The organism is Devosia sp. MDV22-iso42 (genome assembly GCF_058629155.1).
Window position 1 is genome coordinate 180,833 of record NZ_JBZVWR010000011.1, and the last position, 24,332, is coordinate 205,164.

Genomic DNA, 24,332 nt, shown 5'->3' on the forward strand with positions numbered 1-24,332 from the left:
GCTAGTGCTCGAGCACGACAGCCGGGGCAGCCGGGCGCTGGCCGTGGCCGGGATTGCGCCGGAAGAACGGCGACAGCAGCAGCACCACGGCAAAGCTGCCCATGACATAGTAGAGCGCCGTGGCGGCGGCGTCGGCAAAGGCGGCGTGCGGCAGGACGCCGGTGCCCAGGTTGGCGCCCAGCCTGCCGAAGAACAGCTCGCCGATAATGGCGACGCCGAGGGCGCCGCCGACCTGCTGGAAGGCCTGCAGCGAGCCCGAGCCGGCGCCGGCATCGCGCGGCGGCACATTGGCCAGCACCAGCTGGAACAGCGAGGAAAAACCCAGGCCCAGGCCGATACCGGCCATCAGCAGCGGGGCCAGGAAGGCCCAGGGATCGATGCTGTCGGCAACGCCGGCAATATAGAAGTGCAGCGCGCCGATACCCAGGGCCAGCAGGGCACCCGAGGTGGCCAGGCGAGCCCGCAGGAAGTGGCTGCCAACGCGGCCGGCAATGGCGGAGGCCAGCAGCACGCCCACCGAGAAGGGCGTATTGGCCAGGCCCGATTCGAGCGGGGTGAAGGCAAAGCCGCCCTGCAGCAGCAGCGAGATCACCATGAACATGCCCGGAATGCCCGAGGAAAAGACGGTGGTGACGAAGGCGCCGAACATGAACTGGCGGTTGGTAATCAGGTCGAAATTGAGCAGTTGCGACCGGCCGGCGGCGGCGCGGCCGCGGGTCCAGAACACAAAGGCCACCAGCAGGCCGAAGCCGGCAATGATCATGGCAAAGGCCCAGAGCGGCCAGCCATAGGCGCGGCCCTCGATGATGGGAAAGACCACGGCGAGGATGCCCAGGCCAAACAGGACTATGCCGACATAGTCGTTGCGCAGGCTGGCATGGCCGGGCAGACGCGGAATGAGGAACCAGCCGGCAATGATGGTGGCGATGCCGATGGGGATATTGACCAGGAAGATGGGCTGCCAGTCCATGCCGAACAGATTGGCCGAGACCAGCACGCCGCCCAGGATGGGGCCGCAGACGGCGGCGAGACCCGCCGAGAGACCGAACAGCGAAAAGGCCTGGCCGCGCTCATGCGGCGGGAAGGTCACGGTGGCAATGGCCAGCACCTGCGGCGTCATCATGGCGCCGGCCAGGCCCTGGATGATGCGGGCGACGATGAGGAACTCGATATTGGGCGCCAGACCACAGAGGGCCGAGGCGGCGGTGAAGCCGGCCACGCCCCAGAGGAACAGGGTGGTGCGGCCCAGGATGTCGCCCAGCCGGCCAAAGGGCAAAAGGCCGAGGGCAAAGGCCAGGATATAGGCGGCGACGACCCACTCGATCTGGTTGTCGGTGGCATTGAGGCCATCACGCATCGAGGGCAGCGCGACATTGACGATGGTGACGTCGATCAGGTTCATGAAATTGGCGATGAGCAGCACGAAGAGCGCCAGCCAGCGGCGCGGATCGGGCGCGGCCGGGGCGCCGGCAGGGGAAGTTGGGTGGGCGGACATCAGAGGCTTCCTGAGTATGAAGAGGGATAGGGGGCAAAGGCGCGTTCCAGCTCGGCAAGCATCTGTTCGAGCCGGGGCGTGCCGGTATTGGGACGGCGCCAGCAATCGGAGAGGGCGCCGGTAATGATCAGGGCAGCCGCTTCGGCATCGGTATCGGCCCGAAAAGAGCCGTCGGCGATGCCGAGACGGAAAATGTCGACAAACTGATTGCGCCAGAACTCGTAGATCGGGGTCATGATTCCGGCGATGACGGGATCACGCCGCGAGCGCGCGACAAGTTCTGTCAGCACGATCACCAGATCGGGCATGTCGCGCATGGTTTCGCGAAAATCGTCGAATTCGAGATGCAGCTGCTCGAGCGCCGTCTTGCCCTCGCGCGAATGGCGCTGCGCCTGAGCCCGAAAATCGAAGCGGATACTCTCGGCCACCAAGGCCACCAGCGCCTCCTTGGAGGGGACGTGATAGTGCAGCGTGGCAATGTTGATGCCGACACGATCGGCAATGTCGCGGGTGCGCAGGCCTTCGAGACCCTTTTCCACGATGATGGCGCGCGCCGCAGCGGCAATCGCCAGCCGGCGGTCGTCACCACTTTCGCGTTTATGGGGGGCAGGACAGTCCATTATCACCTCGTAACGGCAGGGCTTATATACTGGCGAAATTGCCTATCAATCATTTGATTGAGATGACCAGCCATGCAGTTTTGTCTGGCGGGGCGCTACTGGATCTTGCCGGCCAGCGCCCGCTATTGCCTGTGACCACCTGCTCGCAGCTGTTGGCGTGGCCGGCGTGACGCATTGGGCAGGAGCAATGGTCGAGGCGACCTATACCGCTAATCCCCCCTCCCAAAATCTGTGGCACGCTCTTCCCATCACCCATGCGGCGGCCTGCAGGCGAACAGTGGTGGGGTGAGCCGGGTGGGGGTTTTGCCTCTCCCACAGGTTCCACGCTTCGGTTGCGACAGGGCGAGCGACCCCTAGGACCGAACAGTTCCAAAAACCGGCGCCCTTCGAACCGTGCCGAAGGTAAAATCGCTCCGGTGGAGCGATTTTAGGCGAGAAGGCCATAAGAGCTACGCTCGAATGGCCCATGGGGCGGTTTCCGTCTCACTACTTTAACTTACCAGAGGCGAAACCCGTCTCGGGGTCCGCTCTCCCGTGACAACCGCATTCAGGCGGCGCCTTGGCATGGACGGGTGTTGACAAATCTGTCGGCGCGGCGTGTCTCGCGGTCACCACTGGAGTGCCCGCCATGCAGGACTATGTCCGCCGCATTCTGACCTCGTCGGTCTATGAAGTCGCCGAGGAAACCCCGCTCGACAGCATGCCAATGCTGTCGGCCCGGCTGGGCGTCGATGTGCTGCTCAAGCGCGAGGACATGCAGCCGGTATTCTCCTTCAAGATCCGCGGCGCGCATAACCGCATTGCCCAGCTCAGCCCCGAAGAGCGTGCCCGTGGCGTGATCTGCGCCTCGGCCGGCAACCATGCCCAGGGCGTGGCGCTATCGGCCAATCGACTGGGCATCCGCGCCATTGTGGTGATGCCGACCACGACCCCGGCGATCAAGATCAATGCGGTGCGCAAGCGCGGCGGCGAGGTGGTGCTGTTCGGCGACGGGTTCGACGCCGCCCGTGGCCATGCTGCCAGTCTGGCGGAAAAGCACGGCTATGTGGTGGTGCATCCGTTCGACGATCCGGACGTGATCGCCGGACAGGGCACGATCGGCATGGAACTGCTGCGCCAGCATCCGGGGCCGATCGGGGCGATCTATGTGCCGATCGGCGGGGGAGGCCTGGCCGCCGGGATTGCCGCCTTCGTCAAGTTCCTGCGCCCCGAGATCCGCATCATCGGCGTCGAGCCCGAAGAGGCCGCCAGCATGCAGGCGGCCATTGCCGCGGGTCATCCGGTGGCGCTCGACCAGGTGGGCCTGTTTGCCGACGGCGTCGCCGTGCGCCAGGTGGGCGAGGAAACCTTCCGCATCTGCCGCGAGCTGCTCGACGACATCGTCACGGTCACGGCCGACGAGATCTGCGCGGCGATCAAGGACATTTTCGATGACCACCGCGCCATTGCCGAACCGGCCGGGGCCCTGGCTCTCGCCGGATTGCGCCGGCAGGTCGAGCAGGGCGTGGCGCCGGAAGGGGCGCTGATCGCCATCAATTCGGGCGCCAATGTCAATTTCGACCGGCTGCGCTATGTGGCCGAACGGGCCGAGATCGGCGAGCGCGCCGAGGCGCTGCTGGCGGTGGAAATCCCCGAGCGTCCGGGTAGCTACCGCGCCTTCATGCGCCTGCTGGGGCCCCGCTCGATCACCGAGTTCAACTACCGCTTCGCCCATGGCGCCAGCGCCACCATCTTTGTCGGCATCAAGCTGACCGGCGGCGAGGCGGAAAAGCATGCCGTCATCGCGCTGCTGGCCGGTAACGGCCTCAAGGTCACCGACATGACCGACAATGAAGTGGCCAAGCTGCATGTCCGCTACATGGTGGGCGGCAGGGTCAACGACCTGCATGATGAGGTGGTCTACCGCTTCCAGTTTCCCGAACGGCCGGGCGCGCTGCTGAAATTTCTTGAAGGGCTCAATGACGCGTGGAATATTTCGCTCTTCCACTACCGCAACCATGGGGCCGACTATGGTCGCGTGCTGGTGGGGGTGCAGGTGCCGGAACCTACCCGCGCCGACTTCATTGCCCATATCGATGCGGTCGGCTTTCCCTATTGGGAGGAGACCGACAATCCGGCCTATCGGCAGTTCCTGTGACGGCCCGACGCTGTCTTCGGGATGAAATACAGCGACACTAGTTTGCTGCTCCCGGTGCGCGCCGTCCCATTTGCGACCAGTTTCTATTGCAATTGCAAGGACGAGACGCCACCTGCCTGAGACTGCCAAGCGCCTGCCCATCTCGCCTGCCCGACACAATCAAACCAAAAAACAGCCGGAGACGACCATGAGGACCACCAAGACAATCACCCTGATGCTGCTGAGCGGCGTCGCCAGCGTCGCGCTGATCGGACAAGCCAGTGCGCTTGAAGCCCAGGCCTTCGTCGATCGCTTTGCCACCGTCTATGGCAGCCTCGGCTATGACATCGAATTCGGCGCCGCGACGCTGGATGGCGATACTATTACCGTCGAGGGCGCCACCGTGAGTCTGACGGGCCCGGATGGTCCGACCGAGCCGATGACGTTCGATACCGAGCTGACCTTTTCGGGCGTCAGCGAACTGCCCGATGGCGGCTATCGCGCCGACAGCCTGACCATTCCCGACATCGATACCGAATTTGCCGCCGAGCCGATCGGCAATCTCAGCCTGGCCGATATCGAGATCAGCGACCTCTATCTGCCCGGCGGCGACACCGTGCCAGCGATCGCCAGCCTGCAGCTGATCGGCGCGATCAGCACCGGCCCGCTGTCGGTGCTGCGCGATGGCGCCGAAGTCATCTCCTATGCGAGCTTCGAGGCTGCCTCCACCTTCAATCCCGCACAGGGCCCCGATCTGGTGGATCTGTCGTCGACCCTGGCCATCAATGGCATCGTGGCCGACCTGTCCAGCGTGGGCGAAGAAGATCCCGAAGCGGGCGCGGTCATCGAGGCCCTGGGCCTCACCAATATTGCGGGCGATATCAGCCAGGACATGACCTGGTCGATGGCCGATGGCCATCTCAACATCACCGAATTCCTGTTCGACTTTGCCGAGCAGGGCGCGCTCAACGTCACCGCCGACGTGACGGGCGTGACCCCCGAAGTGCTCGAGCAGTTCAACACCATGCAGGCCAATATGGCGGCCGGTGGCGAGATGACCGAGGAAATGGCGCAGGCCCAGATGATGCAGGGCATGGCCATCATGCAGGGCGTGTCGATCGTGGGCGCTTCGGTGCGCTATGACGATGCGGGCCTCGTCGGCAAGCTGCTGGACTATTACGCCGCGGAGTCGGGTGCTGACCGCGCCAGCTTTGTGGAAGGCCTCAAGTCGGCGCTGCCGGCCATGGTCGCCCAGTCCGGCATTCCGGCCCTGACCGATGTCGTGGTACCACCGGTCAGCGCCTTCCTCGACAATCCGGAAAGCCTCGAAATCAAGGTGGCGCCGCCCTCGCCGACCTCGGCGCTGGTGCTGATGGCGGCTGCCGCCAACCCGGCCGGGCTGATCACGGCGCTGGGCCTGGTCATCGAAGCCAATATGCCGGCTGAATAGGCCAGTGGGGAGCGGCGTTCGCGCCGCTCCCGCAATCGTTTGACGCAAAATTCAACAATCTCTGGCATAGTCGCCGCATGAACTCCCTGACCCCGACCATTCGCAGCCTCGATCACGTCACCGACTGGGTGTTCGATCTCGACAACACGCTCTATCCGCGCAGCTGCAACCTGTTCGCGCAGATCGACATCAAGATCACCCATTATGTGATGGCGCTGACGCAGCTCGAATTCGACGCGGCGCGGGCGCTGCAGAAGGGCTATTACCGCGATTTCGGCACCACGCTGAACGGGCTGATGCACCAGCACAAGGTCGATCCCGACCATTTCCTCGATACCGTGCATGCCATCGATTATGCGCCGGTCGACGCGCATCCGGACCTGGTGGCAGCGATCGAGGCCCTGCCCGGCCGCAAGTTTATCCTGACCAATGGCGATACCGGCCATGCCCGCGCCGTGCTGGCCAGGCTGGGCGCCGCCCACCTGTTCGAGCATGTGCACGATATCCGCGCCATGGATTACCAGCCCAAGCCGCTCAAGCAGGCCTATGACGGTTTCTTTGCCCTGCATGACATCGACCCCACCAAGGCGGTGATGTTCGACGACCTGGAAAAGAACCTGATGGTGCCCCATGACGTCGGCATGGCCACGGTGCAGGTCGTTGCCGGACCCGACTTCATCCATGAGCAGGTGGAAGCCTGGGAACTCGGCCGCGCCGTCGGCCCGCATGTGCATCACATCACCGACGACCTGGCGAGCTTCCTGCGCGAGCGGCCCTGACTACATATTGTTCAGATGCAGCAGGTTGCCGTCCGGGTCCTTGAACCAGGCGGCCTTGAAGGCGCCGGCGATGTGGATATCCCCGTCCCGCTCCATCATGTCATAATGCTCGAACAATACGCCCTTTGCCTGCAGATCGGCGATGATGGGGTCGAACTGGTGGCCGACGCCCCAGACCACGGCATTGGCCTGGTTGGTGCCGGCATATTCTGAGACGTAGATCATCAGCCGTGTCGTGCCGGTGCGATAGACCAGCACATTGCCGTCGTCCGAGTGCAGGTCGAGGCCAAGGATATTGCCGTAGAAGTGCCGGGCCCGATCGAGCGTGGTGACGGCAAGGATGGCGGCGGAATCGATATCCTTGAGCATGGCAGCGCTCCGGCGGGACAGGACGATGTCGTAGTCTAGACCTCTGGAACCAGAGCGTCCATCCGCGGCTTTACAGGCTGGTGGCCCGGGCGTATGACCGGGAAATCCATCGGCAATTACCGATGGAGGGAGGGCGGCCCGGCGCCGCGCAACAGCAGGACATTCTCATGGAATATCGTCGTCTCGGCAAATCGGGCCTCAAGGTCAGCGAACTCTCGCTGGGGAGCTGGGTCACCTTCTCCAAGCAGGTCGACCATAGCGAAGCCATGGCGCTGATGAGCCTGGCCTATGATGAGGGCGTCAATTTTTTCGACAATGCCGAAGGCTACGAAGCCGGCGAGTCGGAAACCCTGATGGGCGCCGCGCTCAAGGATCTCGGCTGGAGCCGCGACAGCTTTGCCGTTTCCTCGAAGGTGTTCTGGGGCGGCAGCAAGCCGACGCAGAAGGGCCTCAGCCGCAAGCATGTCACCGAGGCCTGCCATGCGGCGCTGAAGCGCCTGCAGGTGGATTATCTCGACCTCTATTTCTGCCACCGCCCCGATATCGAGACGCCCATCGAAGAGACCGTCTGGGCGATGCACAATCTGGTTACCCAGGGCAAGATTCTCTATTGGGGCACATCGGAGTGGAACGCCCAGCAGCTGACCGAGGCTTGGGCCGTGGCGCGCGATTTCAAGATCACCGCACCGGTGATGGAGCAGCCGCAATATAACCTGTTCACCCGTGAAAAGGTCGAGCACGACTATCTGCCGCTCTATGAGCGGATGGGCCTGGGCACGACGATCTGGTCGCCGCTCGCCTCGGGCGCGCTGACCGGCAAATACAATGACGGCATACCCGAGGACAGCCGCTTCAACCTGCCCGGCTATGAATGGCTCAAGAAGGCGTGGACCAGCCCCGAGGGTCAGGCCAAGCTCGAAAAGGTCAAACAGCTGGCCGGCCTGGCCAAGGATATCGGCCTGCCGATCCACCACCTGGCACTGCTGTGGTGCCTGCATAATCCGCATGTGTCGACGGTGATCCTGGGTGCCTCCAAGAAGAGCCAGCTGGCCGACAACCTGTCGGCGCTAGGCTCCAAGGCCAAGCTGACGCCGGACGTGATCGAGAAGATCGAAGCCATCATGGGCAACAAGCCCAAGCCCTTCGAAACCTACTAAGCTCCTGCCTTCCCCTCGCCCGGTTCGGGTGAGGGGAAGGCCCGCAAATTACGTGCCTGTCTATTCCCCGCCCCGACGGACCCGGCTATCATCACAACATGACCGACCTTCCCGGGCGCCGTCCGCCGCCCATTTCCGAAACCACTCCCAGTTTCCGCGAGCGCATCGACAATCTGCGCCATCTCGGGCGCCTGGTTGCGCAGATCTGGCGCACCAGCAAGGTTCTCACCGCCGCCAGCATCGGGTTGCGGCTGGTGGCCTCGCTGCAGCCGATCGCCATGCTTTATGTCGGCAAGCTGCTGATCGACGCGGTGGTGGCGCTGACCACAGTGCCGGCGCCGGGCCCGGCTTTTGTCGACTGGTGGGCCAGCGGGCTGCTGACACCGGTGGCCGTGCTGCTGGCGGTTGAGCTCGGGCTGGTGCTGGTCTCGGACCTGCTGAGCCGAATTACCGGACTGGTCGACGCGGTGCTCTCCGAGCTGCACTCCAACACCGTCAGCGTCGAGCTGATGGCGCATGCCGCGCGGCTGGACCTGGTGCATTTTGAATCGGCGGAATACCAGGACAAGCTGGAGCGCGCGCGCCGGCAGGCGGCGGGGCGCAATGCCCTGCTCAGCCAGATGTTCGGCCAGGCGCAGGACATCATCACCGTGGCGACGTTGGCGGCGGGGCTGTTCGTCTATGCGCCCTGGCTGATCCTGCTGCTGCCGATCAGCTTTGCGCCGGCGGTCTGGGGCGAGGCACGGTTCAATACGCTGGCCTATATGCTCAGCCGCTGGCGCACGCCGGAGCGGCGCGAGCTTGAATATATCCGCCATGTCGGGGCCAGCGCCGAAACGGCCAAGGAGATCAAGCTGTTCGGGCTGGGCGGCTTCCTGATCGAGCGGTTCAAGACGCTGGCGCAGGGCATTTTCCTCGACAACCGCCGCATCGCCATGCAGCGCGCCTTTTGGGGCGCGCTGTTCTCGGCGATCTCGACGCTGACCTATTACGGCGCCTACGGCTTTATCGTCTGGCGCACCATCATTGGCGATTTTTCGATCGGCGACCTGGCCTTTCTCTCGGGCTCGTTCCTGCGGCTCAACGGGCTGTTCCAGAAGCTGCTGCTGGGCTTTACCCAGATTGCCGGGCAGTCGATGTATCTGGACGATCTGTTCTCGTTCTTCGAGATAGAACCGAGCATCGTGTCGCCGGCGGCGCCCCAGCCGTTTCCGGAGCCGATCCGCAGCGGCATTGTCTTCGAGGATGTCGGCTTCCGCTATCCCGATACCGAGACCTGGGCGCTGCGCCATCTGAGCTTCACCTTGAGGGCCGGGGAGACGCTGGCGCTGGTGGGCGAGAATGGCGCCGGCAAGACCACGATCGTCAAGCTGCTGACCCGGCTCTATGACCCCGACGAGGGCCGGATCACCGTGGATGGCATTGATCTCAAGGACTTTACCGTGAGCGACATCCACGCCCATATCGGGGTGATCTTCCAGGATTTCATTCGCTACAGCTTTTCGGCGCGCGACAATATCGGGGTGGGCCGCATCGAAGCACAGCAGGACATGGCGCGCATTGAGGATGCCGCCGAGCGGAGCCTGGCCGATGCGGTGATTGCCAAGCTGCCGCTGGGCTATGACCAGCAGCTCGGGCGCCTGTTCAAGAAGGGGCGCGACCTCAGCGGCGGGGAATGGCAGAAAGTGGCCATTGCCCGGGCCTATATGCGCGATGCCGGGCTGATCATTCTCGACGAACCCACCGCAGCGCTCGACGCCAAGGCGGAAGCGGAAGTATTCTCCCGCTTCAAGAGCCTGGCCGCCGGCAAGACCGCCGTGATCATTTCGCATCGCTTTTCCACGGTGCGCATGGCCGACCGCATCCTGGTGATGGAAAACGGCGCGATCCTCGAAGCCGGCACCCATGAAGAACTGCTGGCGCTGGCCGGCCGCTATGCCGAGCTGTTCGACCTGCAGGCGGCAGGCTATCGCTAGGGCGGAGACCCTAACGCGGGCGCACGATCACCCTGCCCCTGATCTCGCCGGCCAGGATCTGTTTGGCCGCTTGCGGCAGGTCATCGAGCCCAATCTCACGCACCATGGCGCCATAGGCGGTCCGGTCGAGGGTCTGGGCGAGGCGCTGCCAGGCGGCAACACGGGCCGGGTAAGGCTGCAGCACGCTGTCGATGCCGAGCAGGCTCACGCCGCGCAGGATGAAGGGCAGCACATTGGTCTGCAGGTCGATGCCGCCGGCATTGCCGATGCTGGCGACGGCGCCGCCATAGCGGATCTGCCTGAGCAGCTTGCCCAGCACCGGACCGCCCACATTGTCGATGGCGGCGGCCCAGCGCGCAGATTCCAGCGGTTTGTCCGGCTCGGCAAGGAAGGCATGGCGATCAACAATGCTGGTGGCCCCCAGCGCGGTCAGGGCCTCGGCATGCTGCGGCCGCCCCGATAGCGCGGCAACCTCATAGCCAAGACTGGCCAGCAGGGCCGTGGCGATCGAGCCGACACCGCCGGCCGCACCGGTGACCAATACCGGGCCGGCATCGGGCGCCAGGCCCGCCGCCTCGAGCCGGCTGATCGCCAGCATGGCGGTGAGACCTGCCGTGCCCACCACCATGGCGTCCCGCGTCGTCAGGCCATGGGTCAGCGGCACCAGCCAGTCGGCGCTGACGCGGGCGCGCTCGGCAAAGCCGCCCCATTGCGTCTCGCCGACACGCCAGCCAGTCAAGACCACGGCGTCGCCAGCCGCGTAACGGTCATCGGCACTGTCGCGCACGGTGCCGGCAAAATCCACGCCGGCGACGTGGGGATAGGTCCGCACCAGCCCGCCGCCGCCGGTCAGGCAGAGGCCATCCTTGAAGTTGAGCCCAGCCCAGTCGATGTCGACCGTCACATTGCCCGCGGGCAGGCGGCTGTCGTCGATTTCGGTCACGGCCGAGCTGACCTTGCCGTCGGCGTCCCGGTCGGTGAGCAATGCGCGAAACGTCATGGCGGCCTCCATCCCTGTAGCGGCGGGCAGTCTGCCCTGTCGGGGTGGATTTTCCAATCCGCCGCGGCCAGATGCCCCCCGACAAGGCCGTCCGTTAACGCCGCCAACGGGTCCAACTTGCATAATTGCGCATTCTCGCCTATATAAGCGTCATACGTTTTTGCGCATCAAAGCTGCCGACTACCGGCTTTCCTGATTTTTGCGAGCGTGTTGTACCGATCGGCATGGTGCCGGGCGGTCGCGACGTATTGGCAGCATGACAAGCGCCAGCGTCGCGTTCTTCGAGCATGGCCAGCCTGATGGGCGGCCCCACAATAAGACTGGTCACGGCGAATGCCGGACCGAATGAGAGACAATGATACAGTTTGATTTCCAGGCGCCTGCCGCGCTTTTTCTTGGCAGCGACTGGCACGTAGCGGAGGCCCAGGGGTCCCGCAGATTTCGTACCGCAGCCCAGGCCCTCCGCTTCGCCATAGAAGAGGCGGCCCCGGTCAGTCTCAAAGGCGCAAGCCTTGAACTGGACGGCCAGCGCCACAGCAACGACCAGATGATCTGGCTCTACCGGAGCCCCGATTATCCGCTGCCGCGCAAGAAGCTGCACAAGCCAAGCCGGGCCCGTTCGCGGGCTGTCGCCATCAAGGAGCCGACATGACGTTCAACTACAATGCCGCTGCCGAGCTGTTCCCGAGCCGTCGTGTTGCCAAGTCGCAGCAGACCCAGTATCGCCGGTTCGCCAAGGCTGCCGAAGCCATCCGCTTCTGCATGGAAGAACTGCCCGAAGCAGGCCTGGGTGGCACCATCCTCGAAGTCCGCGGCGGACGTTTTGACGGCATGGCCATCAAGGCGCTTTACGAAGCCGAAGACTATCCGCTGCCGCGCCAGGAAGTTGCGGCTTAAGCCCAACCTGCCGCTACGCGCGGACTGAACCCGAGAATTCAAGAGGCGGGCGCCCCCAAGGGCGCCCGCCTCTTGCTGTCTGGCGCGTTAAGCCGCCTTGACGATTTCGACCAGCTCGACGTCGAATACCAGATCCTTGCCGGCCAGCGGATGGTTGGCATCGACCTTGATGGTGGCGTCGTCAACCGCAACCACACGGATGGGCAGCAGGCTGCCATCGGTGGTCCGAGCCTGCAGCTGGGTGCCGACCTCGACGTCGAGACCGGCAGGGACCTTGTCGCGATCAACGGTCTGGATGGCCTCGGCGCGATGGGGGCCATAGGCCTGGTCGCAGGGAATGGTGACAGTGGACTTGGCGCCCGGTGCCATGCCGATCAGATGGGCCTCGAGGCCCGGAATCACCTGGCCCTCGCCGAGCTTGACCTCGAGGGGTTGGCGCCCGGCCGAGCTGTCAAAGCTGGTGCCATCGGTGAGCCGTCCGTCGTAGTTGATGCGGACAATGTCGCCGGTCTTTGCTTCGATATTGGCTTCGGTCATGGCTGCTCTCCTAAAAAAGATGCGGGCCCAACAGGGCCCTTACTGGATCAGCCGCGCGCCCGATTACGCACGACGCATGTCCCAATATAGGGCAAAGGCGGTCGATTTAAACCTTTTGGTGCCCGAAACTGCGGTTCAGGGGATCACAAGATGGCGGCGTCGAGCTGTGACAGGGGGTGGCCGCGCGCTGTATGGGCGGCAAATAACGGTGGCTAAACCACCGCCCCAAGCCAGCAGCACAATTATTAGGCTTGCACTGGCCTCGCTGCAAAAATAGGCTAGGGGTCTTGGGAAAATTATTGATCATATTGTCGCCGGCCAGAGCTGGGGGCGACGCTTGAAGGATGCCGGAATGAACAAATTCTTCGCCGTAACCGCCGCGGTCTCCGCCGTGGCGTTGCTTTCCGTGGCCCCCACCATGGCCCAGGGCAAGACGCTGACAATCTCGTGGTGGGGCTTTAACGGGGAAAAGCTCGAGTCGATCATCCTGGCGCCGTTCCGCGCGCAATGCGGCTGCGAGATCGTGTTTGAAACCGGCAATAATGGCGAGCGCCTGAACAAGATCCAGATCCGCAATGGCGGCGGCGTGGACGTTGCCTATTTCTCCGACAGCTATAGCCAGCTGGGTATCGAAGCAGGCCTGTTCCAGAAGATCGACCCGGCCAAGCTGCCCAACCTGGCCGGCTCCTATGACCTGGCGAAGGATCCGCAGGGCGGCTACGGCCCGGCCTATTCGATCGGTCGTGTCGGCATTGTCTATGATTCGAGCAAGGTCACCACGCCGATCACCTCGTGGAACGATCTGTGGCGCGAAGACCTGGCCGGTTCGCTGACCCTGCCGGGCATTACCACGACGGCCGGCCCGATGGTGGTGCTCAAGGCCGGCGACCATGCCGAGGTCGATGCCTTCGAGGACGCCGATACGGCGTTTGCCAGCGTCGAAGCGCTCAAGCCCAATGTAGTCAAGAACTACAATACCGGCTCGGAGATGATCAACCTGTTCTCGACCGGGGAAGTCAGCGCCGCCGTGGCGCAGGACTTCACCCTGGCGCAGATCCAGGCCGCCGTCCCGACCGCCGTGTGGGCCGAACTCGAAGAAGGCGCCATTGCCACGCTGAACACGGTCAATATCCCGACCGGCGCGGCCGAGCCGGAGCTCGCCTATGAGTTCATCAACTTCATCCTCAGCCCCGAGATCCAGCAGCAGCTGGCCGAACAGGGTGTCGATGCGCCGGTGAACACTTCGGTGACGCTGACGCCGGAACAGGCAGCGCTGTGGACCTATGGCGCCGACGTGATTGCCGGCCTGCAGCGGGTCGATTACGTCAAGCTCAACGCAGCCAAGACCGGTTGGATCGAGCGCTGGAATGAAGTGTTCGGCATGTAGTATTTGTGGGTGCGGCCCTGGCCGCGCCCGTTCGCTCTGAACGATAGACACAAGCGGTGTCATCCCGGCGCAGGCCGGGATCCATCCTGAAATGCAGGCAACTGCACGATCTCAGGATGGGCCCCGGCCTGCGCCGGGGTGACATCGTGGTTGTGGCGCCAGCAAGCGTCACGAAAGGCCAAATCAATGAAACGCTATGCAGGCTGGACACTGGCCCTTCCCGCGACCTTGCTGGTCGTGGTGTTCCTGGTGGTCCCGGTGCTGGCAACCATCTGGACCACCTTCACCACGCCGGCTGGTCCCTTTGCCACCTATACCGCGTTTTTCGGCAGCGGCTTCCGCCGCACCGTGCTGATGCGCACCATCCAGATTTCGCTGGCGACCACGGCCATTGCGGTGGTGATCGGTTTCCTCACCGCCTATGTCGTGTCGCGGTCGCCGGGGTGGCTCAAATCCATCCTGATCGTCGCGGCGGTGTTTCCGCTGCTGACCGGGGTGGTGGTGCGCTCCTTTGCCTGGCTGATCATCCTGGGCAAGAACGGGATCCTGAACTCCACCCTGCTCAATCTGGGGCTGATCGGCGAGCCAATGGCCATGCTCTACACGCCCGGCGCGGTGATCGTCGCCATGGTCTATCTCTTCGTGCCGCTGATGATCCTGACCCTGGTGGGCGTGCTGGAATCGATCCCCGACGACCTGATCCAGGCTTCCGCCTCGCTGGGCGCCAAGCCGGTGGCGACCTTCATCCAGGTCACCCTGCCGCTAGCCGTGCCGGGCCTTATCGTCGGCGCGGTGCTGGTCTTTACCGGCAGCTTTACCTCCTATGCCACGCCGCAATTGCTGGGCGGCGAACAGGTCATGATGATGGGCACGCTGATGTATCAGCAGGCCATGGTCACCTTTGACTGGGTCGCGGCCTCCACCATTGCGGCGATCATGGTGGTGATCACCATTGCCATCGTCCTGGTGATGACCCGGCTGGCGCGCCGCCTCAACCCGATGGCTGTCTGATGACCCGATCCATTCATCCCCTGCTGATTGCCGGCACCGTGCTGGTCTTCATTTTCCTCGTCGGACCGCTGATCATCGTGGTCGGCTCGGCGCTGAGCGATACCAGCTACCTCACCTTCCCGCCGCAGGGCCTGTCGCTGCGCTGGTTCGAGAACATCTTTGCCATCGATGCCTTCCGGCGCACGATTGTCACCAGCCTGCAGACAGCGGTGCTGGCGACGGTGATCGCGCTGATCCTGGGCATCCCCGCCGCCTATGCGCTCAACCGCCACCGCATTGCCCTCCCGGGCTGGCTGTCGACGCTGTTCGTGCTGCCGGTGCTGGTGCCCGAACTGGTGCTGGGCTTTTCGCTGCTCAAGAACCTAGCCGTCCAGCTCGAGGCGCCGATCTATCTGGCGCTGCTGTTCGGCCATGCTTTGCTGGTGCTGCCCTATGTGGTGCGGGTGGTCAGCGCCTCACTGGCCTCGTTCGATTTCTCCATCGAGGAAGCCGCGATCAGCCTGGGCTCACCACCACTCAAGACCTTCTTCACCATCCTGCTGCCCAATGTGCGCTCGGGCGTCATCGCCGCCTTCATCCTGGCCTTCATCACCTCGATCAATGACGTCTCGATCTCGATCTTTCTGACCGGGCCGGGCCTGTCGACCCTGCCCATCCAGCTGCTGGCCCATATGGAGCAGTTCTTCGATCCCACGGTTGCCTCGGTCTCGGTGCTGCTGATGGGGCTGACCGTTGCCGTGATGGCCATCGTCGAGCGCACGCTCGGCCTCACCTTCCTAGCCAAGTAGACATCATGACCCAGGCCCTTTCCCTCCAGTCGATCTCCGCCCATTACGGCACTACCCAGGTGCTGGAGAACCTCTCGCTCGACGTCGCCGAGGGCGAGCTGGTCTCGCTGCTGGGTGCCAGCGGCTGCGGCAAGACCACGACGCTGCGGCTGATCGCCGGCTTTCTGCAGCCGACATCGGGCCGCATCACCCTGGGCGGGCGCGACCTGACCGAATTGCCGCCGCATCAGCGCGACATCGGCCTGGTATTCCAGAACTATGCCTTGTTCCCGCACCTGTCGGTGGCCGACAATGTCGGCTTCGGGCTCAAGCAGCGCGGCATTGCCGGGGCGGCGCGGGCCAAGCGGGTCGACGCCATGCTGGAGCGCGTCGGCATGGCGCATCTGGCGGCGCGGCTGCCGGGCGCCCTGTCGGGCGGGCAGAAGCAGCGCGTGGCGCTGGCGCGCGCGCTCGTGATCGAGCCACCGCTGCTGATGTTTGATGAGCCGCTGAGCAATCTCGACGCCAAGCTGCGCGTCGACATGCGGGTGGAGATCCGCAAGCTGCAGCGCGCCAATGGCACGACCTCGGTCTATGTCACGCATGACCAGGAAGAGGCCTTCTCGATCTCCGACCGCGTCGCCATCATGCATGCCGGGCGCATCATGCAGCTCGATACGCCCGAGCGTCTCTATCAGCGCCCGGCCAATGCCTTTGTCGCGCGCTTTGTCGGCTTCGAGAACCTGATCGCGATGCGCGTGACAGCGCGCGACGGCGCCAAGATCACCGCCGAGGCCGGTGGCGGCGTGCGGCTGACGCTGTCACTGGAGCAATTCGGCCAGATTCCCGACAGTTTCGTGCTGGCCTGCCGGGCCGACGGCCTGATGGTGACCGATGACCGCGCGATGGAAGGCATTCCGGCCACTTTGGGCCTGCGCACCTATCTGGGACGCGCCTATCAGTATCAGTGCGACACCGCCGCCGGCCCCCTGCTCGCCAATGGCGCGCTGACAAGGCCGCTGGAACCGGGTGCCACGGCCAGGCTGGTGCCGGTGCCCGAGCAATGCACCATCCTGGCGCCGGAATAGAAGGCCGCCAGGCATGACCATCATCCTGACCAATGCCTGGGTGCTGACGCTCGACGCGGGTTTCACCGAGCATAATCCGGGCTGGGTGCAGATCGATGGCACGACCATCACGGCGCTGGGCGCCGGCGCGCCGCCGGTGATCGCGGACGCTGACATCGTGGACTGTGGCGGCGGCATCGTCATGCCGGGCATGGTCAATACCCACTGCCATATGGGCATGTCGGTGTTTCGCGGTCTGGCCGAAGATGTCGATGACCGGCTCTATCGCTATATCCTGCCGCTGGAGCGCAAATTCGTCACGCCGGACATGGTGCGGATCGGCTCGGCGCTATCGGCGCTCGAAATGATCGAGGGCGGCGTCACCAGTGTCGCCGACATGTATTATTTCGAAACCGAGGTCGGCGCCGTCGTCGCCGAGGCCGGACTGCGGGCGATAGTCGGACAGACCCTGGCCGACTTCAACGCGCCGGACCACCATGATTTCGACCAGGGCTTTGCGCTGGTGGAAGAGCTGGTCGATCGCTTTGCCGGCCACGCCCTCATCACCCCCTCGATTGCGCCGCATGCGCCCTATTCGACGGGCCCTGCCGTCATGGAACGCATTGCGCACTGGGCGGATGCCCATGAGCATGTGCCGGTGCAGATCCATCTGGCGGAAAGCCAGCTCGAGGTCGATTGGGCGCTGAAAGAACACCAGAGCTCCAGCGTCGCGGTGGTGCAGCAGTCCGGCCTGCTGCGACCCGGCCTGATCGCCGCCCATTGCCTGCATCTGAGCGATGCCGATATCGCGCTGATGGTGGCGGCGCGCGTGGGCGTGGTCACCAATCCGCGCTCCAATGGCAAGGCGGGGCGCGGCATTGCCCGGGTCGAGGCCATGCGCGCGGTCGGCCTGCCGGTGGGCCTGGGCAGCGACGGGCCGATGAGCGGCAATACGCTCGATCTCTTTGCCCAGTTCGCGCCTGTCTCGATGTTTGCCAAGCTGCTGGCCGGCTCGCGCAAGCCGCTGCCCGCCCGCGACGTCATCGCCATGGCGACCATCGAGGGTGCGCGCGTGCTGGGCCTTGATAGCCAGACTGGCTCGCTCGAAACGGGCAAGCAGGCGGACTTGATCCGCATCAACATCGACGCCCCGCGCTTGCAACCGATCTACGATCCCTATTCAATGCTGGTCTTTGCAGCCGGCCCGAGTGACGTGAGCGATGTCATGGTAGCGGGACGCTGGTTGAAGCGGGCTGGCGCCGTCACGACGCTGGAGCCCAGGAAGATCCTGCGGGACGCGATGCAAATCGCCAGCGCCTTCAAGGCGGAGATGATCCGCATCGACGGAGAGCAGACGTGAACGCAGCGGACACACGACAGGCCCCGACAGGCGCATGACGAGAAGGGTCATCATCGACACCGATCCGGGCCTCGATGACGCCGTGGCTATTCTGTTTGCGCTGAGCAGCGGGCAGTTCGAGGTGATTGGCCTCACCACTGTGGCCGGCAATATCGGGTTGGAGCGGACGACCACCAATGCGGGTGGCCTGCTGGCGGCCATGGGCCGCAGCGATATCCCGGTATTCTCAGGCGCCGCGAGCGCCATGGCGCGCGACAGTATCGATGCCATCGTCATTCACGGCGATGACGGCATGCGCGGCGTGACGCTGCCGGCGCCTATAGTGCCAGCCCAGGCGGGGGCGGTGGAGTGGCTGGCCAAGACGCTGCTGGCGGCGCCGAGCGGCTCGATCGACGTCCTTGCGCTGGGGCCGCTGACCAATATCGCCCAGCTGATCAACCACCATCCGGCCGCTGCCGGGCGGATCGGGCAACTGGTGGCGATGGGCGGCACGATTGCCGAGCCGGGCAATGCCGGGCCGGGTTCGGAGTTCAACTTCGCCTCCGACCCCGAAGCCGTGGCGGTGGTGCTGCATTCGGACATCCGCACCACGATCGTGCCGCTCGACGTCACCCGGCGCCTGCGGGCAGACCAGGCCTATATCCAGGCGCTGCGCAGCAGCCCGGCCGGCGCCCTGGCCGCCGACATGCTGGCCGCCTATCTGCAGGATGAGCGGCAAAGCCGGCCGCTGCATGACCCTTGCGTGATGCTGCTGGCGCTGCAGCCGGCCCTGTTCGCGCTTGAAGTGCACCGCCTCACCGTCAATCTGGGCGACGATGCCGATGCCGGCGCGCTGACCGAGAGCCCCAATGGCTCGCCCGTCGTGGTGGCCATGGCCGTCGACGTGCCCGGCGCGCTGGCGCTGCTGGCCAGCGGCTTCGACTAGAGCAGTTCCTGCTCGACCAGAGTGGTCCAGTAGCGCGCGCCGGTGAGGATGGCGTCGTCGTTGAAATCATAGCGCGAATTGTGATGCAGGGCGCCGTCCACCGCCGGGCCATTGCCCAGCCAGACATAGCAGCCGGGAACGCGTGCGCCGAACTCGGCAAAATCGTCGCCGGCGGTGGAGGGCGGAAAATCGGTCACCACCGGGCGGCCGGTGACCCGCTGCGCTGCCGACAATGCCGTGGCGGTGACTGTCGCATCATTGATCACCGGGGCGATGCGGCGGGTGAAGCTGTAGCTGGCGGTGATGCCAAAGCTGGTGGCCACGCCCTGGGCCAGCTGGCCGATTTCCGCCTCGAGCTGGTCGCGCACGCCGGCCGCATAGGCGCGCGCCGTGCCGCCGATGCGCACATCGTCGGGAATGACATTGAGGGCGCGGAAATCGCCGCCCGTGATGGCGCAGGCGCTGACCACGGCGGGCTGCAGCGGGTCGACGCGGCGGGCAACGATGGTATGCAGGGCGGTGAGGAAATGGGCGCCCGCGGTCATGGCGTCGCGCCCCAGATGCGGCTTGGCCCCATGGGTGCCGACGCCGTGGAAGGTTACCTCCCAGCTGTCCGAGGAGGCCAGCTGCGGACCTGCAACTACCGCCATCTCGTCGGTAGCGAGGCCCGGCATATTGTGCAGCCCATAGACGGCCTGGATCGGGAAGCGCTCGAGAAATCCGTCATTCAGCATGGCGCGGGCGCCGCCCCTGCCCTCTTCGGCGGGCTGGAAGATGAAATACACCGTGCCGGAGAAATTGCGGCTGCGGGCCAAATGCCGGGCGGCGGCCAGCAGCATGACAGTGTGGCCGTCATGGCCGCAGGCATGCATGGTATTGGACGTGGTCGAGCCATAGGGCAGATCGCCCAGTTCGGGCATGGCCAGCGCATCCATATCGGCGCGCAGCGCGATGGCGCGGCTGCCGTTGCCGACCTGCAGCGTGCCGACGACACCGGTCTTGCCCAGGCCGCGATGCACGGCGATACCGGCTTCCTCCAGCCACTGGGCGACGATGGCGCTGGTGCGGACTTCCTCAAAGCCCAGTTCGGGATGGCGATGCAGGTCCTGGCGCAGGGCAATCATCGCTTCGAGTTCGAACGGATCATTGTCGCCGAGGGTCATGACTTGCTAAACTCTTGAAAATCAACACGGTCGCAGCATCCACCATTTGGTGCGCGCCAGCAAGGAAACCCCTATTGTCGCTCGCTCCGCACCAGTTCTGGCAGACCCTCGACGCGCCCGGCACCCATAAGGATGACGCGCAGGCCGGCTGGCTGGACAGCTTTCCCGCCGCGCTGCCCGATGGGCGCCAGTTGCTGCTGCCCATTCGCGTGCTTCCCGGCGATGGCAGCGCGGCCGTGGCCTCGCTGATCATCAACCAGGCCAGTTTCGCGGTCGAGGATGCACTGTCAGCGGCCATGGCCGAGATGCTGGACGCGGTGGGGGTCGATGTCGTGGTCGGGGTGCCGACGCTGGGCCTGCCCTTGGCCAATAACGTCGCCCGGCGCCTCGGCCACACCCGCATGGTCGCTTTGGGGACCTCGCGCAAATTCTGGTACCGCGACGACTATTCGGCGCCGATGTCCTCGATCACCAGTCCGAACCAGCAGAAGACCATTTTCCTCGATCCGCGTAGCCTGCCGCTGCTGGCGGGCAAGCGCGTTGGCGTGGTGGACGATGTGATCAGTTCGGGCACGTCGATGGCTGCGGTGCTGACGCTGCTGGAGCGGGCCGGCGTCGCACCAGTCGCCGTGGCGGCGGCCATGCTGCAGGGCACGCGCTGGCAGGCGCCGCTGGCGGCCTGGCGCAACCGCATCATGGCGCCGCTGGCTTCGCCGCGGCTGGCGCTCTCGGCAGCCGGCCGCTGGCTGCCGAGCGATTAGACGCGATCAGCCTGCCGGCGGCACGAAGGCGATGGAGGCGGCGTAAAGCGCGATCAGCCGATCGAGCCTGGCGTCCTCGATCAGCGTGACCATGGGCGTGCCCAGGCGCCCCGAGGGATCGATGATGGTCATGCCGCGGGCGAGGCCCGGCGCCAGTGCGATATCGACGGAGGCGCGGATCGAGCGGGTGATGATGCCCGGCTCGATCACGGCCGCGGCGGCCAGGGGATCGACGAAGCGGAAATTGTCGCCGCCGCCATAGCCGGCAATGGTCTGGCGTGCATGCCGGGCCAGCGCCATCGAAAACGCCTTTTCCGGGCCGTCGGGCACGGCGTCAAACAGCGCGTCGACCTCGGCGCCGGTCATGTTGTGGGTAACACAGGGCTCCCAAGGCGCCACGAGGATGTCGATATCGGCGCCGAAGACAATCGCAGCCGCTTCGGGATCGGCATAGATGTTGAACTCGGCGGCGGGCGTCGTATTGCCGCGACCATAGATGGTGCCGCCCATGATGGTGAGCTGGCCGATGCCATTGATGATGGTCGGGTCGAGCCGCAAGGCCAGCGCCAGATTGGTCAGCGGGCCGATCATCAGCAGGTCGATCTTGTGGCCGCTAGCGCCGGCGGCGCGGAAGCTGTCGATCAGAAAGCCCACAGCATTGCTGCCGGCCAGCGCTGCGGTCTGCAACGGTCGTGGCGCGCCGCCAAGACCATCCTCGCCATGGATATAGCGGGCATCGATCACCGCCTGAGTCAGCGGACGACCCGAACCGGCATGCACCGGCACATCGGCTTTGGCGACAGCCAGGGTGGCCAGGATATTCCGGGTGGCGGCGTCGAGGCCGACATTGCCGAACACAGTGGTGATGGCGCTGGGCGGGCGGCCATTGGCGATCAGCATCAGCAGCGCCTGGGCGTCGTCAACGCCGCCATCGGTGTCCAGGATCAGCGCATTGGGCTTATGGGGCAATTGAGGACCACTTTCTGCTGCGGGCGGCGTGCGGCGTGCGGCCGAAAGAGCCCGTGCGGTTGCCGAGGCCTTGTCAAACCATGTCGCGGCGTTCATGCCTAGCGCCAAAGCGGCTGTCAACGCCGCACCAGCAGGGCCGACGCAACAGCCCGGCCGAACGCTGCGCTCCAAGGACTTCTGACTGATGCCCCTGCCCGATGACCTGCTGATCCATGCCGCCGACGAAATCGCCATCCGGCAGAACCTGGCGCTGGTGGCGCTGGGCAAGCGCCCGGCCGACAGGTCGGTGCGGGTGGGGCGGCTGCTCGATGTCTATGGCCGCAACTGGCATGAGGATCAGGAAATCGTCATGGCCGGCCGCCGCATTGCCTGGATCGGCCCTGCCGGCGCCTATCCCGGCACCGTGGCCGAGCGGGTCGATGCGCGCCATCTCAGCGCCGTGCCCGGCTTTGGCGAGGTGCACAAGCATATCGAATCGAGCCACCTGACCCCCGAATACGAGGCCGCTTTGGTGCTGCCGCATGGCAATACCTGGACCTGTGAGGCGAGCCACGAATTCTCCAATGTCGATGGACCGCACAATCTCGAATTCTGGCTGACGGCGCGGCTGGCCGGCTCGCCGATGAAAATCTTCCCGCTGCCCGGCTCGGCCGTGCCGCCCACGGCTTATGAATGGGGCGGCGGGCATTTCGGCTATGACGAGCAGCAGAGCTTTCTCAAGCAACAGCTGATGGTGGCCGGGCTCGACGAGGTGATGGACTGGCCGGCGGTGTGGAACCCGGACAACCCGTCCTATGAGCGGCTCTGGGGCATGATCCGGGCGACCTTCGAGCAGCGTGGCGTGGTCGAGGGCCATGCCGCGGGCATGCGCGGGATCAATGATATCAACGCCTTTGCCGCGGCGGGCATGGCCTCGGACCATGAGGCCTGGACCACCGAGGAGGTGCAGGACAAGCTGCGGCGCGGCCTCTTCATCGAGCTGCGCCCGCATTCGCTGCCCGAGATGATCAAGGGCCTCCTGGCGGCGGGCCAGACCGACTGGTCCAACTTTGCCCTCTGCACCGATGACCGCTCCTGCTCGGATACGCTCAAGATCGGCGCCACCGACCACAATGTGCGGCTGGCCATCGCGGCGGGCCTTTCGCCCGAAATCGCCATTCAGCTGGTGACGATCAATCCGGCCCGCCACATGCGGCTGACGCCCTGGGTCGGCGCCATCGCCCCCGGGCGCTTTGCCGATCTGGTGCTGCTCGACGACGTCGCGAGTCTGTCGATTGCCCAGGTCTGGGCCGATGGCGAACAGGTCTCGGCCGGCAAGGATTTCTTGAAACCCATCCCGGCAATTGCCTGGCCGGAATGGGCCACCAAGACCGTCAAGATCGACCGCGAGATGGTGGCGGCAGATTTCGTCATCGCCGCCGAACCGGGGCGCGAGAGCATGCAGGCGGCAGTGCTGCGTCCCTTCCACTGGGACGACACATTCATCACGATGGAGCTGCCCGTGGCCGATGGCGCGGTGCAGCGCGACAGCAGCCGTAATGTCACCAAGTTCGCCATCGTTGACCGCTTTTCCGGCGAGGGCAGGACGTCGAAAATGTTCTGGCTGGGCACCGGCCCCAGCACGCCCGACGTGGCGCTGGCCTGCTCGATGGGCCACGACAAGCACAATATCTGGGTGGTCGGCTCGTCTGACGCGGCCATGGCAATGGCAGTCAACGCGCTGCGGCAGAGTCAGGGCGGCTGGGCGCTGGTGCGCGACAACAAGGTGGTCGCCACGGTGCGCTACGAGGTCGGCGGGCTGATGACGCAGCGGCCACCGGAAGAACTCGACGCCGAGATGCAGGAGCTCTACCGGCAGGGCGAAACGATCGACTGGATGTATGAGCCGACCTTTTCGCCGCGCTGGTGGCCCGGCTTTCCCGAGCGTCTGGCCTTTGCGACGCTGACCTGCGCGCCCTGGCGCTGGGTGCTGTTGGCGCCCTCGCCGCTGGCGCCCGAGGGCTTCGTCAATGTCGCTACGGGCGAGACTCACCCCATCGTCTGGTGAGCCGGCGCCTGCCGCCGCCGCACTGTACCCACCAGGGCATCGAGCGAGAGGCGGCCGCCGCCAAAGGCCATCAGGCCCAGCGCCATGGCGGCCCAGGGCAGGTGGAAATTGATCAGTCCATCGGGGATGGTCAGTTGGATGATCAGCGTCATTGCCAGGATGCCCAAAGCGGCCAGCCGCGTCCCCAGCCCCAGTACCAGTAGTACGGGCAATAGCAGTTCCCCGATGCCCGCGAGGAAGGCGGCGGTCAGCGGGAAAGGATAGGCCAAAGCCTGCCCGAAAATGTGCAGCTTGAACTCTTGCTCGAACAGGTAGCGCGCGCCGCTGGAAAGGCTGAACCAGCCATCCCATTTGGTGAGCCCGGAGCGCCAGAACGGGATGGCCAGCGCCAGCCGCAGCGCCAAGAGACCGAGGGAGGGCGGGATGGCGGCGATCAGGCGATCAAGGTGTTGATAGAGCTGAACCAGTCTGTGCAGCAT

The 24,332-nt window shown here is 65.0% G+C and carries 23 protein-coding genes; 14 read left to right on the forward strand and 9 right to left on the reverse strand.

Annotation, left to right across the window (positions count from 1 at the left end; genetic code table 11):
• Position 1: 1 nt before the first annotated feature.
• Both AC4NN3_RS14305 and AC4NN3_RS14310 read right to left on the reverse strand, forming a co-directional pair.
• Positions 2-1,495: a DHA2 family efflux MFS transporter permease subunit gene (locus tag AC4NN3_RS14305; protein ID WP_491927753.1), complete on the reverse strand. Its 1,494-nt coding sequence runs from the start codon at positions 1,493-1,495 to the stop codon at positions 2-4.
• On the reverse strand, positions 1,495-2,115 hold the full coding sequence (locus AC4NN3_RS14310; protein ID WP_491927754.1) for a TetR/AcrR family transcriptional regulator: 621 nt from the start codon (positions 2,113-2,115) through the stop codon (positions 1,495-1,497). The genes AC4NN3_RS14305 and AC4NN3_RS14310 overlap by 1 nt, the downstream gene beginning before the upstream one ends.
• Positions 2,116-2,743: 628 nt before the next feature.
• Between AC4NN3_RS14310 and ilvA the strand changes: the two genes are divergently transcribed.
• From ilvA to AC4NN3_RS14325, 3 genes are all read left to right on the forward strand, one after another.
• Positions 2,744-4,252, forward strand: coding sequence for a threonine ammonia-lyase, biosynthetic (gene ilvA, locus AC4NN3_RS14315; protein WP_491927755.1), 1,509 nt, complete (start codon positions 2,744-2,746; stop codon positions 4,250-4,252).
• 187 nt (positions 4,253-4,439) lie between these two features.
• Entirely contained in the window at positions 4,440-5,681 is a 1,242-nt protein-coding gene (locus AC4NN3_RS14320; RefSeq protein WP_491927756.1) for an aq_1923 C-terminal domain, read from the forward strand.
• 77 nt (positions 5,682-5,758) lie between these two features.
• The gene (locus AC4NN3_RS14325; protein WP_491927757.1) at positions 5,759-6,460 is read left to right on the forward strand and encodes a pyrimidine 5'-nucleotidase; all 702 of its coding nucleotides are present in this window, start codon (positions 5,759-5,761) and stop codon (positions 6,458-6,460) included.
• Here the strand turns inward: AC4NN3_RS14325 and AC4NN3_RS14330 are convergent, their stop codons facing one another.
• Positions 6,461-6,829 (reverse strand): VOC family protein, encoded by a 369-nt coding sequence (locus AC4NN3_RS14330; protein WP_491927758.1) that lies wholly within the window; start codon positions 6,827-6,829, stop codon positions 6,461-6,463.
• Between the two features lie 167 nt (positions 6,830-6,996).
• On the opposite strand from AC4NN3_RS14330, the gene AC4NN3_RS14335 reads away from it, so the two are divergent.
• Positions 6,997-7,986: a potassium channel beta subunit family protein gene (locus tag AC4NN3_RS14335; protein ID WP_491927759.1), complete on the forward strand. Its 990-nt coding sequence runs from the start codon at positions 6,997-6,999 to the stop codon at positions 7,984-7,986.
• A gap of 98 nt (positions 7,987-8,084) precedes the next feature.
• A complete protein-coding gene (locus tag AC4NN3_RS14340; protein ID WP_491927760.1) occupies positions 8,085-9,962 on the forward strand; it encodes an ABC transporter ATP-binding protein in 1,878 nt (625 codons plus the stop codon).
• 10 nt (positions 9,963-9,972) lie between these two features.
• Here the strand turns inward: AC4NN3_RS14340 and AC4NN3_RS14345 are convergent, their stop codons facing one another.
• Both AC4NN3_RS14345 and AC4NN3_RS14350 read right to left on the reverse strand, forming a co-directional pair.
• Complete coding sequence (locus AC4NN3_RS14345) at positions 9,973-10,962, reverse strand: MDR family oxidoreductase (protein ID WP_491927761.1); 990 nt, start codon at positions 10,960-10,962, stop codon at positions 9,973-9,975.
• A 139-nt stretch (positions 10,963-11,101) separates the two neighbouring features.
• Positions 11,102-11,497: a hypothetical protein gene (locus tag AC4NN3_RS14350; protein WP_491927762.1), complete on the reverse strand. Its 396-nt coding sequence runs from the start codon at positions 11,495-11,497 to the stop codon at positions 11,102-11,104.
• A gap of 113 nt (positions 11,498-11,610) precedes the next feature.
• Between AC4NN3_RS14350 and AC4NN3_RS14355 the strand changes: the two genes are divergently transcribed.
• Entirely contained in the window at positions 11,611-11,859 is a 249-nt protein-coding gene (locus tag AC4NN3_RS14355) for a hypothetical protein (protein WP_193337205.1), read from the forward strand.
• Positions 11,860-11,946: 87 nt separating this feature from the next.
• Here the strand turns inward: AC4NN3_RS14355 and AC4NN3_RS14360 are convergent, their stop codons facing one another.
• Positions 11,947-12,396 carry an FKBP-type peptidyl-prolyl cis-trans isomerase gene (locus AC4NN3_RS14360; protein ID WP_491927763.1) on the reverse strand — a complete coding sequence of 150 codons (450 nt, stop codon included), beginning with the start codon at positions 12,394-12,396 and terminating at the stop codon, positions 11,947-11,949.
• Positions 12,397-12,748: 352 nt separating this feature from the next.
• On the opposite strand from AC4NN3_RS14360, the gene AC4NN3_RS14365 reads away from it, so the two are divergent.
• From AC4NN3_RS14365 to AC4NN3_RS14390, 6 genes are all read left to right on the forward strand, one after another.
• Entirely contained in the window at positions 12,749-13,783 is a 1,035-nt protein-coding gene (locus AC4NN3_RS14365; RefSeq protein WP_491927764.1) for an ABC transporter substrate-binding protein, read from the forward strand.
• A gap of 186 nt (positions 13,784-13,969) precedes the next feature.
• Positions 13,970-14,794: an ABC transporter permease gene (locus tag AC4NN3_RS14370; protein ID WP_491927765.1), complete on the forward strand. Its 825-nt coding sequence runs from the start codon at positions 13,970-13,972 to the stop codon at positions 14,792-14,794.
• A complete protein-coding gene (locus tag AC4NN3_RS14375) occupies positions 14,791-15,582 on the forward strand; it encodes an ABC transporter permease (RefSeq protein ID WP_491927878.1) in 792 nt (263 codons plus the stop codon). Before AC4NN3_RS14370 ends, AC4NN3_RS14375 begins: the two co-directional genes overlap by 4 nt.
• Before the next feature lie 5 nt (positions 15,583-15,587).
• Entirely contained in the window at positions 15,588-16,649 is a 1,062-nt protein-coding gene (locus AC4NN3_RS14380; RefSeq protein WP_491927766.1) for an ABC transporter ATP-binding protein, read from the forward strand.
• A 13-nt stretch (positions 16,650-16,662) separates the two neighbouring features.
• Positions 16,663-17,988: an amidohydrolase family protein gene (locus AC4NN3_RS14385; RefSeq protein ID WP_491927767.1), complete on the forward strand. Its 1,326-nt coding sequence runs from the start codon at positions 16,663-16,665 to the stop codon at positions 17,986-17,988.
• A 34-nt stretch (positions 17,989-18,022) separates the two neighbouring features.
• Positions 18,023-18,913 (forward strand): nucleoside hydrolase, encoded by an 891-nt coding sequence (locus AC4NN3_RS14390; protein ID WP_491927768.1) that lies wholly within the window; start codon positions 18,023-18,025, stop codon positions 18,911-18,913.
• Here the strand turns inward: AC4NN3_RS14390 and AC4NN3_RS14395 are convergent.
• Positions 18,910-20,076 carry a M20 aminoacylase family protein gene (locus AC4NN3_RS14395; RefSeq protein WP_491927769.1) on the reverse strand — a complete coding sequence of 389 codons (1,167 nt, stop codon included), beginning with the start codon at positions 20,074-20,076 and terminating at the stop codon, positions 18,910-18,912. The genes AC4NN3_RS14390 and AC4NN3_RS14395 overlap by 4 nt on opposite strands.
• A gap of 74 nt (positions 20,077-20,150) precedes the next feature.
• Here AC4NN3_RS14395 and AC4NN3_RS14400 point away from each other — a divergent pair, with 74 nt between their 5' ends.
• Positions 20,151-20,837: a phosphoribosyltransferase gene (locus AC4NN3_RS14400; protein ID WP_491927770.1), complete on the forward strand. Its 687-nt coding sequence runs from the start codon at positions 20,151-20,153 to the stop codon at positions 20,835-20,837.
• Between the two features lie 6 nt (positions 20,838-20,843).
• Here the strand turns inward: AC4NN3_RS14400 and AC4NN3_RS14405 are convergent, their stop codons facing one another.
• Entirely contained in the window at positions 20,844-21,806 is a 963-nt protein-coding gene (locus AC4NN3_RS14405) for a nucleoside hydrolase (RefSeq protein ID WP_491927771.1), read from the reverse strand.
• A 184-nt stretch (positions 21,807-21,990) separates the two neighbouring features.
• Between AC4NN3_RS14405 and AC4NN3_RS14410 the strand changes: the two genes are divergently transcribed.
• Complete coding sequence (locus tag AC4NN3_RS14410; protein WP_491927772.1) at positions 21,991-23,853, forward strand: adenine deaminase; 1,863 nt, start codon at positions 21,991-21,993, stop codon at positions 23,851-23,853.
• On the opposite strand, the gene AC4NN3_RS14415 is transcribed toward AC4NN3_RS14410, so the two are convergent.
• On the reverse strand, positions 23,835-24,332 hold the full coding sequence (locus tag AC4NN3_RS14415; protein WP_491927773.1) for a DoxX family protein: 498 nt from the start codon (positions 24,330-24,332) through the stop codon (positions 23,835-23,837). The two genes, AC4NN3_RS14410 and AC4NN3_RS14415, sit on opposite strands and share 19 nt — an antisense overlap.

Bases quoted from the DNA above. Each gene is read 5' to 3' on its own strand.
- AC4NN3_RS14305 (WP_491927753.1), bottom strand. From the start codon at position 1,495: ATGTCCGCCCACCCAACTTCCCCTGCCGGCGCCCCGGCCGCGCCCGAT.
- AC4NN3_RS14310 (WP_491927754.1), bottom strand. From the start codon at position 2,115: ATGGACTGTCCTGCCCCCCATAAACGCGAAAGTGGTGACGACCGCCGG.
- ilvA (WP_491927755.1), top strand. From the start codon at position 2,744: ATGCAGGACTATGTCCGCCGCATTCTGACCTCGTCGGTCTATGAAGTC.
- AC4NN3_RS14320 (WP_491927756.1), top strand. From the start codon at position 4,440: ATGAGGACCACCAAGACAATCACCCTGATGCTGCTGAGCGGCGTCGCC.
- AC4NN3_RS14325 (WP_491927757.1), top strand. From the start codon at position 5,759: ATGAACTCCCTGACCCCGACCATTCGCAGCCTCGATCACGTCACCGAC.
- AC4NN3_RS14330 (WP_491927758.1), bottom strand. From the start codon at position 6,829: ATGCTCAAGGATATCGATTCCGCCGCCATCCTTGCCGTCACCACGCTC.
- AC4NN3_RS14335 (WP_491927759.1), top strand. From the start codon at position 6,997: ATGGAATATCGTCGTCTCGGCAAATCGGGCCTCAAGGTCAGCGAACTC.
- AC4NN3_RS14340 (WP_491927760.1), top strand. From the start codon at position 8,085: ATGACCGACCTTCCCGGGCGCCGTCCGCCGCCCATTTCCGAAACCACT.
- AC4NN3_RS14345 (WP_491927761.1), bottom strand. From the start codon at position 10,962: ATGACGTTTCGCGCATTGCTCACCGACCGGGACGCCGACGGCAAGGTC.
- AC4NN3_RS14355 (WP_193337205.1), top strand. From the start codon at position 11,611: ATGACGTTCAACTACAATGCCGCTGCCGAGCTGTTCCCGAGCCGTCGT.
- AC4NN3_RS14360 (WP_491927763.1), bottom strand. From the start codon at position 12,396: ATGACCGAAGCCAATATCGAAGCAAAGACCGGCGACATTGTCCGCATC.
- AC4NN3_RS14365 (WP_491927764.1), top strand. From the start codon at position 12,749: ATGAACAAATTCTTCGCCGTAACCGCCGCGGTCTCCGCCGTGGCGTTG.
- AC4NN3_RS14370 (WP_491927765.1), top strand. From the start codon at position 13,970: ATGAAACGCTATGCAGGCTGGACACTGGCCCTTCCCGCGACCTTGCTG.
- AC4NN3_RS14380 (WP_491927766.1), top strand. From the start codon at position 15,588: ATGACCCAGGCCCTTTCCCTCCAGTCGATCTCCGCCCATTACGGCACT.
- AC4NN3_RS14385 (WP_491927767.1), top strand. From the start codon at position 16,663: ATGACCATCATCCTGACCAATGCCTGGGTGCTGACGCTCGACGCGGGT.
- AC4NN3_RS14390 (WP_491927768.1), top strand. From the start codon at position 18,023: ATGACGAGAAGGGTCATCATCGACACCGATCCGGGCCTCGATGACGCC.
- AC4NN3_RS14395 (WP_491927769.1), bottom strand. From the start codon at position 20,076: ATGACCCTCGGCGACAATGATCCGTTCGAACTCGAAGCGATGATTGCC.
- AC4NN3_RS14410 (WP_491927772.1), top strand. From the start codon at position 21,991: ATGCCCCTGCCCGATGACCTGCTGATCCATGCCGCCGACGAAATCGCC.
- AC4NN3_RS14415 (WP_491927773.1), bottom strand. From the start codon at position 24,332: ATGCTGCACAGACTGGTTCAGCTCTATCAACACCTTGATCGCCTGATC.